Source organism: Planctobacterium marinum (genome assembly GCF_020687805.1).
In the GTDB taxonomy this organism is placed as follows: domain Bacteria; phylum Pseudomonadota; class Gammaproteobacteria; order Enterobacterales; family Alteromonadaceae; genus Planctobacterium; species Planctobacterium marinum.
In genome coordinates, this window is the sequence record NZ_JAJEWQ010000012.1 from 11,453 (window position 1) to 28,556 (window position 17,104).

Here is a 17,104-nt window from a genome sequence, read left to right on the forward strand (position 1 = left end):
TTTATGGCTATATCAGAGCCTGTTGCGTTTTGCACTATGAGCTTGGGTCAACAGGCACTCATACCATACTACAGGATCTCTGCTTTCAACAATGACCCAAATAAAAAGCCCCGGTAAAACCGGGGCAAAAAGGGCATATAGCATATGAAGCTATTCGGGGATTTTCCCCGGTTCCAATTGGAACGCTGTGAGAGCGATTCGATTTTTTAACGCATCGCTCGAATTTTTATTATTCAGCTTTTGAGCAGTCCGGTTAGCTTTTAACCGTAAAATCTGGGTAAGCTTCTAAGCCACAGTCCACTTTATCCAGACCTTCGTACTCTTCTTCTTCAGAGACACGGATACCCATCACGGTTTTCAGTACAAACCAGACGATGAAGCTGGTAACAAATACCCAGAAGAAAATAGTCAATGCGCCAATGATTTGGCCGCTGAATGTTGCGCCGTCATTAGTCAGAGGTACAACCAACAAACCAAACAGACCCACACTACCGTGAACCGAAATAGCACCTACCGGATCGTCGATTTTTAATTTGTCCAGACCAACGATAGAGAAGACCACAATTAAGCCACCTACTGCGCCAATTAAAGTTGCTTGCAACGCAGATGGTGTTGAAGGCTCAGCGGTAATGGCTACCAGACCAGCCAATGCACCGTTTAGCGCCATCGTCAGGTCAGCTTTCTTGAACAACACTTTCGCCAATAACAAGGCCGCAATTGAACCACCCGCAGCCGCCGCGTTAGTGTTCAAAAACACCATGGCTACAGAGTTAGCGTTAGCGATATCGCCCAACTTCAGTACGGAACCACCGTTAAAACCGAACCAGCCCATCCAAAGAATGAATGTGCCTAAGGTTGCTAACGGCAGGTTAGCACCCGGGATTGCATTAACTTTACCGTCTGCGCTGTATTTACCTTTACGCGCACCTAACAGAATTACACCTGCCAGCGCTGCTGCGGCACCTGCCATGTGAACAATACCTGAGCCGGCAAAGTCAGAGAAACCTAAATCACCCAAGGTGTACAGGCCAAATACAGATTGACCACCCCAGGTCCAGCTACCTTCCATCGGATAGATAAAGCCAGTCATGACGACAGCAAACAGCAAGAATGCCCAGAGCTTCATACGCTCAGCCACTGCACCAGATACGATGGACATGGCTGTGGCAACAAATACAACCTGGAAGAAGAAGTCAGAGGCACCAGAGTAGATTGAACCACCTTCAAAACCATCTTCGCGACTGGCGAAATCAGATAAGGTTGAGGCAACGTCTACATCCTGAATACCGGATAAAAACAGTGAACCGTCATACATGATCATGTAACCACACACCAGATACATGGTGCAGGAGATCGCGAACAATGCGACGTTTTTAGTCAAAATTTCAGTGGTGTTTTTGGCGCGTACTAAACCCGCTTCCAGCATGGCAAAACCGGCTGCCATCCACATAACCAGGGCACCACATACTAGAAAGTAAAAGGTGTCCATTGCATATTGTAAGTGAAATGCTTGTTCCATTATTGTCTCCTGGTGTTATTTAGATAGCATCGCTATCGGTTTCACCGGTACGAATACGAACGGCGTGTTCAAGATCGAAAACAAAGACTTTACCGTCTCCAATTTTCCCGGTTTTAGCAGCGTTAACTATCGCTTCAACCAAGCGTTCTACCTGATCATCTTGTACAGCAATTTCAAGTTTCACTTTCGGCAAAAAATCTACCTGGTATTCGGCACCACGATACAATTCCGTGTGGCCCTTTTGACGTCCAAAACCTTTCACTTCTGTGACGGTAAGGCCGTCTATTCCGATGTCCGAAATGGCTTCCCGGACATCATCAAGCTTGAATGGCTTGATAATGGCACTGACTAATTTCATAAATTTGCTCCCCAATTTTGGCTAATTTAAAGCGGTGTGTTCCACGAAAAGTTGTTATCAAAAGCTATGCCAGAGAAAATATCCTTTAATATTCAATAACATAAACTTAAAGAGGAATAATTATCCCGCCCTATTCGCACCATTTTAGTGCAGCATTATTTTTTAAGATACAGATTGGTGCAAAAATGCAGAGGTAAAAACAGCGGAAAAAGGGACAGTGGGATTGCACGGCTTATTTGGGATGACTGAAGTGACTATCCACTGCCACCACCAGCTGCCACGCGGTTTCCACTACGCCGGTGTAGAATGGCCTGGACAACTTATCGGGGGTGTCGTAAATCGTATGGTAATATTTGAAATCTTTGACGCCAAGATACAACCAGGCGATATCCTGCTGGGCGAACTCCCAATGATCACTGGCTTTGCGCCAGTCAATTCGGTAACTGCGATCATAACTGCGACTTACTCTGTCCATGCCGGTTTCGGCACATATCGGGGCGTTGCCTAACACCCGCTCCACGGCGGGTTTGATCTCCGGAAACCAGCGGGTTCCGGCCACATAGAGCGTCCAGTTGCGACCCGGTTGTGCCAGCATATCCATATTGATGTTCATTAAAATATCCGCATGTTCCGGAATTCCCTGCTGCACAAACGCCGCAGCGCCATACAGTCCGGCTTCTTCATAGTCAGTGGCCAGAAACAGTATCGAATGATGACTGCCCGTCTGACTCAGCTGTTGTGCAATATAAATCAACGCGGCAACCCCAGAGGCATTGTCATTGGCACCAAAGTGTATTTTGCGCCCTTGCTTTCCTAAATGATCATAGTGGGCAGATAACACCAGAAACTTATCCGGCTTATGCTGTCCTTTGATTTGCCCGATAACATTTGCACCTTCGGTACGGGTAAACAACCCCGGAGGGGTAAAGGTATGAAACCAGGAAGCAGTCTCCTCAGAGTTATCCTGGCCTTGTTTCTGTGGCAATGGTACAAGACCCGACTCCTGATAGCGCCGGGCAATGTACTCTCTCGCCAGTTGAGCGCCTTCGGTGCCGCTTTTTCGTCCTTGCATCGCGGCACTGCTCAAATGTACCAGATCCTGCCATAATGCCTGCTGTTGTGGACTAAAACCATTGGCATTGACTCGACTAGTATCAACCCGACAGTCCTGTCCTGCGTTGACCGGCGAAGCCATAATCAACAGTACAAAACAGCCACTGATTGTCCGTTGCAGTAAATTAACCAGATTACAGTTTGGCAAACAAATCCATCTTGTGCTGATAATGATCTTTGAGATCATCAATGTTGGTTTTTCTTCTGGCCCGTTGCAAATAACGCAACGCCTGTTCCACATCCCCCATCAGTGCATGCACTTTTGCCATGCCGAAATAAAACTCGTGATGCGAAGCATCTAATCTGATGGCTTTTTTATAGTGAGACATGGCCGCGTGATAATTACTGGCTTCTAACTCCTGTTCCCCTAAATTGTAATGGTAATACGGATTAGAAAGTCGACGAGTTTCCACTTTTGCCAGCAGTTCTTTGGCTAACGCATAGCGCCCCTGATGTTGGTGCAACACAGCCAGATTTTCCATGATCGTCAGATTGTCCGGATTGAGTTTCAACGCTTCGTGATAGGTATTTTCCGCCCAGTCGTAATGCCCTGTCATGCGGTATAAAATGCCCATGTTTGCCCACGCATCCTGAAACTGCGAGTCAGTACTCACTGCCGCCCTGAAATAGGCGTAGGCCGTCAGATAATCAGATTTCAGTAAGGCATCAGCGCCTTTGTTGTTGTAAAACATGGATAACACGCGGTTTTTCCTGACCGATCTCGACGGGAAGTACTTCTTCGGTGAAAAGGGATCAAAATCCACCACCATGGTATTGCTTTCTGCATAGACAATCGACGACTGCTCTTCCATCTCAGAAATACGCAAATTGATGTGGCCATTTAACAGACTGAAACCATTTTTGCGGGTCCAATATTCGGGGATTTCAATTTCTCTGAAGGTAACGGTAAACCCCGCTTCCCGTGCCAGAGAATAAGTCATGATAGACAATGAAAGGCAGTTCGCACTGCGATTAATAAAGGTTTCCCGCGCGGTTGTATTGGCGCTGTTATCGTAAATCATATTAAAGCTGGACCGGTCAAATATCGCACTGATCAGCTCTTCAATAGAACCGGAGCGATCACGTTTGCTTTGTATATCAAAAACAAAACGTTTGGCTTCGTCGCTCAGCTCAAAGATCTCAGACTCGGTTTCCACCGGTACGCTTTCGTAACCGGAAAAGGATATATCCAGGAAGTGGGGATTTACCTGAACAGCGGATTGTTGCGTGGTCTGGCAACCGCTTACAAACAAGAGAACCAGCACCAACGGCAGAAGATTTAACACGCGCATAGAGCACCTCCTACTTTTTTAACCTTAGTCCAATTCGGTGCTCCTCTCAAGGTTGTTGAACGTATAATTCTCCTGATTCATCGCGTCCAGACACGCTAAAAAGGCATTGAGATTAACGCCTTTTTTTGCCGTAACTGAATACCTTCAGTTCGCATGATTTTAATGAGTTTCGTCAGGTCTTCCAGATTCAGGAACTCGCCCAGCCTGACCTGCTGACGAGCATCTTTGAGAAACAGCGGAAAAACATCTTCCGGATGAGTGGCGGGATATTGAATTAATTCGGCCAATTTTCTGTTGAGCAACAGTTGTCGTTTTACCGACGGAAAACCAGATTGAAACGAAATGTATTCGCTGTTGAGCAAGACAATTTGTCGCTGGTAAGTTGCTCTGGATACCAGATAAGTCAGTGCCAACAACAATCCCACTTCCAGGCCGGCAAACGGCAGAATCAGCCAGGCCCCCAACACAAACCAGACCAGCGCGATACTGAGGCAAAATAGTGCGATCGCAGACACTATGATCAAACTTTGTCGCCAGCTCAGGGAACGGTTAGGCGTTAAGGTGAGCTGCACTGTGCCAGGCAGGCGCTTAAGTTTCACCATGGCTGAGATTAGCTTGCAAATACCCGTCAAACTCGGCCCGGCCCATCGGTCTGGCATAATAGAACCCCTGGAAAAACTGACAGGTACGGGTCCTGAGAAACTCACTGTGCTGCTCGGTTTCTACACCCTCAGCCACCACCTGCAAACCCAGGTTTTGTGCCAGCCCAAGAATCGCCTCCACAATGGTTTCGTCTTTCTTATCGGTTCCAATGCCCGCTACGAAACTGCGGTCCAGTTTGACAATGTTAAGGGGCAAGCGTTTTAAATACGCAAAAGAGGAATAACCCGTACCAAAATCATCCAGCGAAAGTTGCACCCCCAATGCCTGAAAACGCTCCATGGTAGTAATGGCTTTTTCCGGGTGAGACATCAGGGCACTCTCAGTCACTTCAACTTTTAACGCCGAGGCCGGTAAGCCAAACTCATGCAGTAGCGAAACCATGCCTTCCGCCACCCCATCCTGCTCAAAGTGGGTAACGGACAAATTGATAGACAGGTAAAAGTCGGGAATGTTGGTGCGCCAGTGTTGCGTATCTGTCAGTCCGCGTCTTAAGGCGTCGTTAGTCATGGGGATGATCAGGCCAATCTGCTCGGCCATAGGGATAAAGACATTTGGCGGTACAATGCCGTCTTTGGTGACCCAGCGCAGTAACAGTTCTGCCCCCACCACCTGGCCGGTATTCGCGTCTAATATGGGTTGATAATAATTGACGAATTCCTGGCTGGCATGGGCCCGTTTGATCAACGATTCTTTTTGCAGGCGATTGCGCACCTCGGTGTCCATAGACTCAGTATAAAAGTGATAGCATTTCCCGGGGTCCTTTTTAGCGTGGAACATGGCGATATCTGCGTCCCGCAACAAATCTTCCGGTAACCGGGCATCACTGGGATACAAGGCAATACCAATACTGGGCGTAATACTGACACTGTGCTCGCATAACTCGATAGGTTCGGCGATACAGGCACTTAACTCCAAAGCGACTTCGCCGACATGTGATACATTTTGAAAAGACTCCAGCAGCACCACGAATTCGTCGCCACCTAATCGCGCCACAGTATCCTGCTTGCGCACCCGTTCTTTTAAACGATTAGCAACCACCTGCAGCAATTTGTCGCCATAGTCATGTCCCAATGAATCGTTGATCTGTTTGAACCTGTCCAGATCCACAAACAACAATGCCAGGGTGTTGCGATTGCGATCCGCCACCTGAATGGCGTGCTCGATGCGATCCAGTAATAACGTCCGGTTGGGTAACAACGTCAGGGCATCGTAATTGGCCAGCAGTTTGAGTTCTTCCTCTGCATTTTTCTGCTGAGTAATATCGGTAAAAATCACCACATAATGATTTTTTTCTCGATTTTCGATACTGATCAAACTGATATTGATCAGCACCTGGCACCGGCCTTTGTCTCGTACTTCGATACTATCCTCACCGTGCCAATGCTCACCTATCCCCATCTGCTCCATGATCTGCCGGTATTTACGCATCTTGCTGCCCAAACCTCTGAACACGTCATCACCCAACGAGATCTGACTTTCAGGTGCATAGTTAAATGCCTTGTAAAAGGAATTATTCGCCATCACACCGTTAAAATCTGAGTCAATGATTAGCACCCAGTCCTTGGTATTGCGAAAGGCTTCGCCAAACACCAGTGCACTGGCGGCGGCTGTTTGTGCCTCATTCACATCCGTGAACAGCCCGGAAATGAGTCTCGGTTGACCGTTGGGGTTTCTCTCTAAAATTTGGCCAACATTGCGAAACCAGTGATAGCTATTGTCAGCCTGTCGCATGCGATAGGTAAAGGTAAACGCATCAACGGAGGCTGAATCAAACAGCGTTTTCCACTCCCGCATAAATTCTGAGCGATCATCTGGGTGAATTTTCAGACAATGCTGCCGGAAGGTTTGCTCTTGCTTACCTGCGTCGTAACCAACAATCCCTACATAGCGAATTAACCGGTCTTTGTCACTCCATTCCCAGGGTTCGCTCTGACTGGATTTTAACGCCAGTCTCAGGCGCTGCTCACTGTCCACCAGCTCTTTGTTCATCGCCAGAATAACGCGTTGTTTAATGCGTCTGCGATAGATAAAGGCAGCCAGTATGCATAACAGCAACAAAACGTAACTCAATCTGGCCCAGGGCGAATTCCAGGGAGCATAGGCGACATTCAGAACTATTTTACTGGGTCTGGTGGAAAAACCGGTTACCGGTGAGATTGCCCGGACGGTAAATTCGTAGGTGCCGGAAGCCAACTGTGAAAAACGCGCCTCATTGGCGTAGGTGAGTGGATATTCCGTGAGTTCCCTGCCTTGCAGCGAATACTGATACTGCACCTGCTGTTGCTGTTCAAACCCCAGGGTCGAAAAACTGATGTGAATGCCGGCATCATTGTAATCCAGCTCAAACACTTGCTCAGCAAGGTTGCTGAAGGTAACCGGCGTGTCGCGATTTGCGATGTTAAAGTCATCAATTACCACCTGCTTGTGAGGATCTGTCCCCACCCCGATATTATCCGGGTTAAAAAGCGTAATGCCTTTTACACCGCCATACACCATTTGCCCGGAGCGTAGTTTTTTCCAGGCTCCGCCGTTATATTCGAGGGCTGCAAGGCCGTAAGACAAATCAAAGTTCATCAGATGGGCATTGTCCAGGCCCAGATTAAAAATTCCCCGATGCGAGCTAAACCAGACGCGCCGATTGCTGTCCTGCAACAAACCATAGGCCACCCCAATACCGGCAGACTTCAGGTGATTGGTTTGTTTCGCCAAGCTAAAATCTTCGTAATTTAAGGCCACCAACCCCTGGCTGGTAAAACTGAACCAAACCAGTCCGTTTTGTGGGTCCAGCGTCCAGCTGTCCACATAAACAAACTCCTGCGGAGAATAGTTTTCCAGCTCATATATCAGCCGGGGTTCGAAACTTCGGGTATCCACGCCCCAAATTTGCCCTGAAACACTCAATATCATGGTATCAGTACCGGGAATTTCACCGATAAAACCAAAGCTGAAATACGGATTAATCACCACTTTGAGATTCGTTAACTCGGTCAGTGTGCCGCTGTCCGGCATGTACAGGTAAAAAGAGTCCAGAGTGGAAAGCCAGATACGTTCTTTTGAATCCACAAATAAAAACGACTGCTGATCAGCAAATATGGCGCGCTGTTTTTCATCGGCTAACCGCACCGGAATTTGTTGTTTAGCCAGAAAATCAAAGCGTTTGATACCTTCACTGGTAGCCAGCCAAAGTTCATTTTCAGCGCGTTGTTGTATCTGATATACCTGTGACAACAGACCTTCCTGGTCATCCACCATAAACCAAAACTCACTGGTGTTTTGGTTCAGATCCAGGTGAGTCAGGCCATTAGAGGTCCCCAACCAAAGCTGATTAGGCGAGGTCTCTTCAATATCCCAAACCTCGTTACTACTCAGTATTTTTTGACCACGACCACTGTTGTAATAATTGCTAAACGCCTCGGTTTTGGGATTCCATAAATACGCCCCGCGCGCATTGGAGGCTAACCAGTAATTTTGGTTTTTATCTCTGAATAACTTAATGATCCGATCGTTATAAATATCCTGATTGGAATTAGAAAATTGCAGTAACGTCTCCCGTTGTAAACTATCCAGATCAATGGCCAATAACCCTTTGTTTGAAGCGGCAAGGATGCGCTCATCTTCCAGTATCAAATCATGAAACTGCAGATTCGGGACTAAGGGTTTTACGAACAGCTGTTGGCTCTCTCCTTCCCCTGCAGAAAGCAATTGTTCGTTTTCCAGTACGAATAGTCCATTGGCTGTCGCAACCCAAAGGCGGTCGTATTTGTCTTTCACCAGTTGCCGAACCCTTTGCTGGTATACATTGGATTGTGAAGACGAGGCGACAGTGACAAACTCAATAGCCTGAGTACTGCCGTTATTTGCGGAGTATCGCACCAGTCCTTTATTGGTGCCCAGCCAGATATCCCCTGCGATATTGGCACTACTGGTGATAAATTGTTCATCCACAAAATTCTCCAGTTCCTGCGGCTCTTCAGAAAACTGCTGTTGTGCATGCGAATAGCTCAAAATACTGTTTGAAGTAAAAAACCAGGTGCTATTGGTTTCTTCATCGCTATGAAAGGTCAATACATCTCTTTCATAATCTTCAGCACTGGCCCAGTGTAGCTGCAATTCGTTAGTACTGGCATTGAAGCTATAGAGCCCGTGTTCAGAGACTGATATCCAATAAAGGCCGGTTCTATCCTGGGTGACAAAATAAATGTAGGCGCCGTTAAAAGAGGCAGATGAATGTTCAAAAGGGCGCACAGAATAGCCGTTGTAAACGTTAAGCCCCTCGGCTGTGCTCAACCAGATAAACCCCGTTTTATCCTGAAAAAAGTGATTAATTGTGCCCTGGCTTAACCCTTCTGAAGTGGAAATTCGCTGTAACGTCGCTGGTGTTGCTGCGGTAAAATGATGTTGTTCAGAGGCGAAACCTGACAGAGAAGATAACAGCAACCAGGCAGCGGTGAGTTGCCATCGACAAAGCAAACGTTTAAAAACCAAAAGGGGCAATCCTGATATCAAAGAATCTATCAGCAAAGAATAGTAAAAATTTGGCAATTATCCCATTCAATTTAGGTTGATCGCCGGTAAAAGTCACAGGCTATTCCGGCTTACTGTTTTTTAGCAATCCTGAAGAGCAGTTTACCCATGATGTGTTGGCGGGCAACTTTACCGATTTTATCGCTACTGATGCTGCGGGTATCATCGCCTTTGAGCATCACCCCCTGGCTATCAACACTGGCTACGCGTTTAATCAGCATTCCCAGATGTTCATGCTGAATCACCACCACATCATTGATGTTGATCCTGAAAAAATGACGCAAGATAACGATAAAGTCACCGGGTTTACAGGTAGGCGTCATGCTGCTACCTGTCACTTTCAGGATTTTAATCAAGCCTGGGGTACACAACTTGTTCGTTGGGCAGATAAGGCGATGTGGTGATAAAGGTTTCCACACTCTTGGTCTGCCAATACATGGCTGCAAACTGATTCACCAGTTCCAGTAATTTTACGCCATTGTCGCGTTGAATGGATTGTTTACAGGCCGAACCGGCCAGCATGATGCTGTGCACTAACTGATGAACGTTTGGGTGAGCGGTGATTTGTGGTTCTTTAAAATAATCTCCCCAAATCACCACGACTTCGTCCTTCACCTTGGCTGCGTGCAATTCTTTTTCTTGCACCAGGCGGGTCAGCTTTGCCTGCTCATCCAAACTCAGGCTGTCTTTGTCTGACAGTTCGCCAATCAGATCCAAAAATCGAACAACACTGAGAGCGGCAAACTGTGCAATGGCCGGATCATAGACTTTACAGGGAATATCGCAATGGGCTGATACCCGTTCAAAACCGCAAAGCTTGTCGATTAAATCGAGCGTGTTATACAACATGATTTCCCTCCTGAGCATTGCCTCTGGTCTGCACAGATTTTTCCGTGAAGAAGTTGATTAAGCCGAAAAGCACTGCGATCAAAGTAATGAAAAATGTTGCCAACAACGCATAGTGATAGAGATCGGCACTCCAGTGACTATGGTCATGTCCGGCATGCGCAAAAACATGGGGAGCGATAAAAAGCAGGCACAATAAGGACAGCTTTCCGAGGAACTTTAACATAAGAACTCCTTTCGGTATTGATTAGATAATTCCGCCATTTGGTGTAAATGACCAGCTTGAAATGATTGGGGATGCTCCTTTTTATGCAGCATTAATGCTGTATAAGTTCGCCTCGCACCCCAAAAGGCGATGTCCTGGTTCTGCTCCGACTGATGCGATACGGAATGAATCAGTTGCATCATCTTTTCATGAACGCTTAATAACTCGCTGAGACACTGATTTGGTTGTTCCAACGCCAGATAACAATCAGCCAGATTGTGATAGCTGACGATGACGGCCATGATTGCCATTCGAAAATCACTGTAGTTATCCTGCAACCTGGTGGCGAGAGAGATGGCCTGCTGATAGCGCGCAATTGCGATACGGAACTCCTGAGCCTCAAAGTACTCATTGCCTTGTCGTATAACGAATTGCCACTCTTCGTACAATTCCTCCGGGTTCGGATACAATGCTCGCGCTGCAGTCGCCATCATCATCTTAGCCTCCTTTGGTCAGTTTCTTAGGTGATAACATTTCTTGTAATTCAGTTACCGAAAAGTCTGTTTCTTCAGCGGCGACATCGACTACGGGTCGCCCCTGAGCATAGGCTTTCTTGGCAATCTCAGCGGCTTTGTTGTAACCAATAATAGAGTTGAGGGCTGTTACCAAAATGGGATTCCGATCTAGTGCATGATTTAAGTTATCCTCATTTATGGTAAAGCCCTCAATAGCCTTGTCTGCCAGTAATACCGCACTATTACTGAGCAGTTGTATGTTTTGCAGCAGGTTGCTGGCGATCATCGGCAACATCACGTTCAGTTCAAAATTACCCGATTGCCCTCCCACAGTGATCGCGGTGTCATTACCAATAACCTGAGCACAGGCCATGGCCACCGATTCGGGCACCACCGGATTGACCTTGCCCGGCATAATGGAAGAACCCGGTTGCAACGCCGGTAAGGCGATTTCCCCTAAACCGGCGAGGGGGCCAGAATTCATCCAGCGTAAATCATTGGCGAATTTCATCAGCGTGACTGCAATGGACTTAAGAACACCGGAAATGGTCACTACGGTATCTTGTGACGAAATCAGCGGGAAAAAGTTACCCACGGTTTTAAACGCCACATCCGTTTTGGTTTCCAGCAATTGGCAAAACGTTTTGGCAAATTCCGGGTGGGCGTTAATTCCCGTGCCTACTGCTGTGCCCCCCTGCGCTAACTTGTGGAGCGACGGCAATACCGCTTCCAGGTTGCGCAGTTGTTGTTCAACCTGATTTGTCCAGCCAGTTAGCACCTGCCCCATCGTCACCGGCATAGCATCCATTAAGTGCGTTCGGCCAGTTTTACAATGATGCCCCACCTCTTCAGCTTTACTTTTTAAGATACGACGTAAGTGTAATAAAGCGGGTAGTAGTTGATTGTTGATTTCCAGGGCCGCACTGACGTGAATGGTCGTGGGAATGACATCGTTGCTGCTTTGCCCATAATTAACATGGTCATTGGGGTGAATGGCCAACTCCGAGTCAGCACTTGCCACCCTGGCTATTACTTCATTGGCATTCATGTTGCTGCTTGTACCCGAGCCGGTTTGAAACACATCAACGGGAAAATGACTCATTAAATCCGCTTGTGCGAGCAAGCTTAGGCAGGCTTTCTGAATAGCTTCAGCCTGCTTTTCGGTCAAACCACCCAGGCGACCATTGGCCTCCGCCGCCACCTGCTTTACCAACAAAAGCGCTTTGATAAACGGTTCAGGCATCCGGCAACCACTGACCGGAAAATTATTGATCGCTCTTTGGGTTTGCGCGCCGTACAGGGCATCAGCAGGCACTTCAAGTTGGCCCATACTGTCTTTTTCAATGCGTTTACCGCTCATTGAATTACTTCCTTTACACTGTTCATCATTTAACTAAAAAAATACTGTCCGAGGCAGTTTACCTCTCGTTGCAACCTGAGCACCTGACGACGACGTCCTTCGCAATTGGCCAGCTGTTCAAGGGCGAGCATTGGCTTGTAAATCACGTCCAGACAACAATGACGCCAGTGTTCTGCCAGATAGGTATCACAAATGACCTCCAGTAAATTGTCCGCCACCCGGTGCAGGATGTTGATTTTCTGCTGCTGGCAATTTGACTCTTCAACTAATTTATCAGCCATCGCAATGTAAGCGTCCAGCAAGGCAGGGTTGTCAGGCTGCAAGCCGTGTCGAATTTCTTTTTCCATGGCCGAGAACGCCAGGTTGAAACATATTTCAGCCATTGCACATCAACCTAATGCATTGCAACGCTGCGTTGTGAAGCCGGTATAGGCATCAGATAAAATCGGAAGAGTTCCGGTTTTTGCAGTTGTGCAATACACTGACTCACATATTCATAGGCGTCCGATGTCGGATCTAACTGTTCCACTGACGTTTTCAGGGTTTCTACCGCCTGTTTGCAGACATGCTCCGCACATACCTTTTGTTTCAGGCTGCGAAAACAATTGTCGAGCAATACCGTGAGGCAACCAAAGCGGGTAACTAACGTACTGCGCTCCCCTGTATATAACTCTAGCAATATTTCCACGGTTTCCCAGGCGCAACCAATCAGTGGCAACGCTTCCTGATACTTATGATGCTCAAGTAAAAACTCGCCTTTCAATTGCATTTGTTCCAGCGACGCCAGCGCCTCCTGGGAGTTAAAATATACCCAGTCCCGATGATGGGGGCACAAAAAGCGCAACTTTGGATGGCTTTGGTTGTGTGTGTTTTTTTCTGAATAGTCTTCCAGCAACATGGTATTTTTTGCCTTACTTAAAAAGAATCACTTGCTTTGTTAGGTATTATCCTGGATCATTTGGCAACACATTGCAAATGATAACCATTATCATTATTATTTTAAATTGTTATCTATTTGTTAAGTTTAAGCATGAAAAGTTCTTAAAACTCGAATTTGCCCCAATAAGGTGAAAAGGACGTATCAGGAACACTTATTAAAAGAGGACAGGTTGAATGCGGAATATGATCAAGGCTGAAGTTACAAAAGTTCATCACTGGAACGATACATTATTTAGTTTCAACACAACCCGGGACGACGCCCTGACCTTTGAAAATGGCCAATTTGTGATGATTGGACTGGAAGTTGAAGGGAGACCACTATTGCGCGCTTACAGTATTGCCAGTGCCAATTATGCGGAAGAACTGGAATTTTTCTCCATTAAAGTTCCTGATGGCGCTCTCACCTCCCGCTTGCAAAACATTCAACCGGGTGAAGAGATCATGATGACGATTCGCCCAACCGGCACCCTGGTCGCAGGCCATCTGTTGCCGGGCAAACACCTGTATTTACTGTCTACCGGAACCGGATTGGCCCCATTTATGAGTGTGATTCAGGATCCCGACATCTATGAGCAGTTTGACAAGGTTATCCTGGTACACGGTACCCGTTGGATTTCAGAACTGGCCTATCAGGATAAAATCACAAGAGAATTGCCAAACAATGAATATTTTGGCGATATCATTCGGGAAAAACTCGTCTACTACCCGACGGTAACCCGGGAGAATTATCAATTTAACAGCCTGAATATTCCCGGTGGTGAAACCCCTCATGAAGGTCGCATTACGGATTTACTTAGCAGTGGTAAGTTGATGAAGGATATCCATATGCCATCGTTAAATCCGGATACCGACAGGTTTATGCTTTGCGGGAACGACGCCATGTTGCAGGAACTGATGACATTGCTGGACGGCTGGGGATTTAGCAGAGCAACTTCCCGCCGGCAAGGAAGCTATGTGATTGAGCAAGCGTTTATCGAGAAATAATGCCAGGACTCTGTACTTTTTCTCAATTCAATCAGTGATAAACTTAGCGGATGATGGCCACCAGGACCTTTTCACATGCCGGTGCAGAAGCTGAAAAAACTGACTTACATTCTCCTTGGGTGGTTGTGTATCACCCTGGGAGTAGTAGGCGCATTCCTTCCGATTTTACCCACCACGCCCTTTCTGATCCTGGCACTGTGGTTGTTTGATCGCAGCTCTCCCCGCTTTCACAGTATGCTATTGAATAACCGCTGGGTGGGCGGCTCATTGCGCCAGTGGCAAGAAAGTAAAACCATATCCAGCAAAACGCGTGGCAGAGCGATTGCCATGATCCTGCTTACTTTCTCGGTGTCTGTTTACCTGGTAAAACACACCTGGCAATTACAGATTATGCTGATCGCACTCTGTATTCTGCTACTCGTTTTACTCACCCGGATCCGGATTCAGGAACATCAATAGCACGATAAATCACTAAAGACAGCCGCCAATTGCCACAAAAATGCCTGTGTGTTAAATTCAACCTCCAACACAAACATAAATAACAATCATTATCACTTTTTAGCAGGCAGCGTGCTTTTGTCCGCGAAACAGTGTTTTCCCTGGCGACTTCCGTGAATTCCTGATTGATCGGATAGCAGCGATAAAAAGCGTTAGGCGTTGCCGGCTAAACGCAACGATTTTGATAATTTATTTGAGAACACACCATGACTCTGTTACCTACATGCGACGACCTCAACAGAACCACGCCCAAGATTCTGGTGGTAGAGGATGATAAATACCTGAATGATGAGCTGAAGCAATTGCTTTCTGATTCAGCGTACCAGGTGGACCAATGTCATGATGGTGAAGAAGCGCTGAGCAAGGCATTAGGTGAAAGTTACCACCTGGTGTTACTGGATTTAATGCTGCCTGTCAGAGATGGTTTATCTATGCTCAATTTGCTGCGTAAAACCGACACGACGCCTGTAATGATTGTTTCCGCCAGGCACGCAGAGCAGGAACGCATTCAGGGACTAAGTGCCGGAGCCGATGACTACATGGCAAAGCCGTTTAACAAAGAAGAATTGTTGCTCAGGGTGGATGCCATTTTAAGACGCACTATGAGACCAAAAGCTGTTGAAGAGCAGGTGCTTAGCCACCAGAATTTAACCCTGAATAAAGCCCAGCAGCAAGTTGAAATTAATCAGCAATCAGTCACTGTCACCCCAACGGAAATGGGGTTGCTCTACATGCTGATACAAAACCGCGGAGAAGTATTGTCTAAAGCATATCTTTATCAAACCGTGTTTCACCGTCAATACAGTCAATATGACCGCAGCCTGGACATGCACATCAGCAAGCTCCGGCGCAAACTCACCGCGGCTGGCTGGGATGGCAGCTGTTTACAAACGGTACATGGCAAGGGTTATTGTTTGCAATGACGCGCACACTCTTTTGGAAACTGTTTCTGATCATTGGGGCTGGCGTTGTCTGCCTTTTTTACATCATCGATATGGCCATTGCACAGATTGAATATGACATGAGCCTGATTGCGCAACCAGACCGCGAGCAATTACAACAGTGGAGTGAACAAGCGGAAGCCCTGTATATCGAAAATAATATAAATCAACTGCAGGCCTGGCTGGATGAACTACAACATCGGGAAAACACCTGGGCAGCGGTAGCACGGGCTGACATCAGTCATATTGCCGGCAGCACGGCTCGCTACGATGATTACAGTGGATTTAATATGGGCAGAAGTGTTGACTGGAAAATTCACTTATATTTTGACTATAACCCTATCATGGAACTGCCGTTTTCGGACGGGAAAACCAGTCTGCTGGTGCAACTTCCGGTGCGAATGCGGCCCGGATCGTTGTGGAATATTACCCGTATCGCACTGCAGGTGGTGCTGCCACTGGCGATTTTAATCCTGTTGTCGCTGGTACTTTATCGTCACATCATGATCCCGCTTAAGCGTCTGGAATCCGCAACCCGGGCCTTTACCACAGGGCAGTTTCAGGTACGAGTTCGCCAACAATTGGGCAACCGCGATGACGAGTTGGCCCAACTGTCGGAAACCTTTGATAAAATGGCGGATCACATCGGCGAGCTTATTCTTCGGCAACGGCAACTGATTACTGATCTGTCCCACGAACTACGTACGCCCCTTTCCAGGCTGGATATCGCACTGGAAAACCTGACGGTAACACAAGACAACAACGTAAGAAGCAACGAGCGGGTAGCGCGTATTCAGCGAGAATCCCGACACATCCGGAAACTGGTGGACGACACCCTGTCTTTGTCCTGGCTGGAAAACGAGCGCCCAGCGATGCGCAGCGAATCTCTGGACCTGGTGGACCTCATTCATGTGCTGACCGAGGACGGTAAGTTCGAATACCCGGATAGAAACATCGAGGTGTCGATGCCGGAAGCCGCCCTGATCAGTAACAGCAATCATCGCATGTTGGGTCAGGCAATAGAAAATATCCTGCGCAATGCTCTGCGCTACACACCTGCCGGTGGAACCGTAACCATTGCTATGCGGCAACTCACTGCGCATTATGAAATTACCATTGCAGACGAAGGACCTGGTGTCGCAGAACAATTTCTGGAAATGATCTTCAGACCCTTTTTTCGGGTGGATACGTCCCGTCCGGCAGACGGTAACAGCTTTGGATTGGGACTGGCCCTAGCCCGGCGTCAATTGCAAACCATTGATGCAACGGTAACTGCCCGCAATATTGCTACCGGCGGTTTGATAATGGCTGTTGTAGTACCACGGCAATAGATTCGTGTCAGGGCGC

At 47.3% G+C, this 17,104-nt stretch carries 17 protein-coding genes; 4 read left to right on the forward strand and 13 right to left on the reverse strand.

Annotated features, from left to right (window positions below):
- Positions 1-253: 253 nt before the first annotated feature.
- The 13 genes from LJ740_RS22780 to LJ740_RS22840 all read right to left on the reverse strand — a co-directional run bounded on the left by LJ740_RS22780 (position 254) and on the right by LJ740_RS22840 (position 13,293).
- The gene (locus tag LJ740_RS22780; protein WP_229531446.1) at positions 254-1,519 is read right to left on the reverse strand and encodes an ammonium transporter; all 1,266 of its coding nucleotides are present in this window, start codon (positions 1,517-1,519) and stop codon (positions 254-256) included.
- Positions 1,520-1,538: 19 nt separating this feature from the next.
- Positions 1,539-1,877 (reverse strand): P-II family nitrogen regulator, encoded by a 339-nt coding sequence (glnK, locus tag LJ740_RS22785; RefSeq protein WP_229531447.1) that lies wholly within the window; start codon positions 1,875-1,877, stop codon positions 1,539-1,541.
- Between the two features lie 232 nt (positions 1,878-2,109).
- The gene (locus LJ740_RS22790) at positions 2,110-3,138 is read right to left on the reverse strand and encodes a M28 family peptidase (protein ID WP_229531448.1); all 1,029 of its coding nucleotides are present in this window, start codon (positions 3,136-3,138) and stop codon (positions 2,110-2,112) included.
- Positions 3,125-4,282 carry a tetratricopeptide repeat protein gene (locus LJ740_RS22795; RefSeq protein ID WP_229531449.1) on the reverse strand — a complete coding sequence of 386 codons (1,158 nt, stop codon included), beginning with the start codon at positions 4,280-4,282 and terminating at the stop codon, positions 3,125-3,127. The genes LJ740_RS22790 and LJ740_RS22795 overlap by 14 nt, the downstream gene beginning before the upstream one ends.
- Before the next feature lie 95 nt (positions 4,283-4,377).
- On the reverse strand, positions 4,378-4,884 hold the full coding sequence (locus LJ740_RS22800; protein ID WP_229531450.1) for a DUF2244 domain-containing protein: 507 nt from the start codon (positions 4,882-4,884) through the stop codon (positions 4,378-4,380).
- Positions 4,871-9,430 carry an EAL domain-containing protein gene (locus tag LJ740_RS22805; protein ID WP_229531451.1) on the reverse strand — a complete coding sequence of 1,520 codons (4,560 nt, stop codon included), beginning with the start codon at positions 9,428-9,430 and terminating at the stop codon, positions 4,871-4,873. Before LJ740_RS22805 ends, LJ740_RS22800 begins: the two co-directional genes overlap by 14 nt.
- A gap of 110 nt (positions 9,431-9,540) precedes the next feature.
- Positions 9,541-9,792 carry a S24/S26 family peptidase gene (locus LJ740_RS22810; RefSeq protein WP_229531452.1) on the reverse strand — a complete coding sequence of 84 codons (252 nt, stop codon included), beginning with the start codon at positions 9,790-9,792 and terminating at the stop codon, positions 9,541-9,543.
- A 25-nt stretch (positions 9,793-9,817) separates the two neighbouring features.
- A complete protein-coding gene (gene sodN, locus LJ740_RS22815; RefSeq protein ID WP_229531453.1) occupies positions 9,818-10,318 on the reverse strand; it encodes a superoxide dismutase, Ni in 501 nt (166 codons plus the stop codon).
- On the reverse strand, positions 10,308-10,541 hold the full coding sequence (locus LJ740_RS22820; RefSeq protein WP_229531454.1) for a hypothetical protein: 234 nt from the start codon (positions 10,539-10,541) through the stop codon (positions 10,308-10,310). The genes sodN and LJ740_RS22820 overlap by 11 nt, the downstream gene beginning before the upstream one ends.
- The gene (locus tag LJ740_RS22825; protein WP_229531455.1) at positions 10,535-11,017 is read right to left on the reverse strand and encodes a DUF2753 family protein; all 483 of its coding nucleotides are present in this window, start codon (positions 11,015-11,017) and stop codon (positions 10,535-10,537) included. Before LJ740_RS22825 ends, LJ740_RS22820 begins: the two co-directional genes overlap by 7 nt.
- 1 nt (position 11,018) lies before the next feature.
- Positions 11,019-12,395: a class II fumarate hydratase gene (locus LJ740_RS22830; RefSeq protein WP_229531456.1), complete on the reverse strand. Its 1,377-nt coding sequence runs from the start codon at positions 12,393-12,395 to the stop codon at positions 11,019-11,021.
- 29 nt (positions 12,396-12,424) lie between these two features.
- Complete coding sequence (locus LJ740_RS22835) at positions 12,425-12,778, reverse strand: hypothetical protein (protein WP_229531457.1); 354 nt, start codon at positions 12,776-12,778, stop codon at positions 12,425-12,427.
- A gap of 11 nt (positions 12,779-12,789) precedes the next feature.
- Positions 12,790-13,293, reverse strand: a complete 504-nt coding sequence (locus tag LJ740_RS22840; RefSeq protein WP_229531458.1) for a hypothetical protein — start codon at positions 13,291-13,293, stop codon at positions 12,790-12,792.
- Positions 13,294-13,508: 215 nt separating this feature from the next.
- Here LJ740_RS22840 and LJ740_RS22845 point away from each other — a divergent pair, with 215 nt between their 5' ends.
- From LJ740_RS22845 to LJ740_RS22860, 4 genes are all read left to right on the forward strand, one after another.
- Complete coding sequence (locus LJ740_RS22845) at positions 13,509-14,318, forward strand: ferredoxin--NADP reductase (RefSeq protein ID WP_229531459.1); 810 nt, start codon at positions 13,509-13,511, stop codon at positions 14,316-14,318.
- A gap of 75 nt (positions 14,319-14,393) precedes the next feature.
- On the forward strand, positions 14,394-14,777 hold the full coding sequence (locus tag LJ740_RS22850; RefSeq protein ID WP_229531460.1) for a YbaN family protein: 384 nt from the start codon (positions 14,394-14,396) through the stop codon (positions 14,775-14,777).
- A gap of 245 nt (positions 14,778-15,022) precedes the next feature.
- On the forward strand, positions 15,023-15,739 hold the full coding sequence (locus LJ740_RS22855) for a response regulator transcription factor (protein WP_229531461.1): 717 nt from the start codon (positions 15,023-15,025) through the stop codon (positions 15,737-15,739).
- Positions 15,736-17,088 (forward strand): HAMP domain-containing sensor histidine kinase, encoded by a 1,353-nt coding sequence (locus LJ740_RS22860; protein WP_229531462.1) that lies wholly within the window; start codon positions 15,736-15,738, stop codon positions 17,086-17,088. The genes LJ740_RS22855 and LJ740_RS22860 overlap by 4 nt, the downstream gene beginning before the upstream one ends.
- The last annotated feature ends 16 nt before the right edge of the window (positions 17,089-17,104 follow it).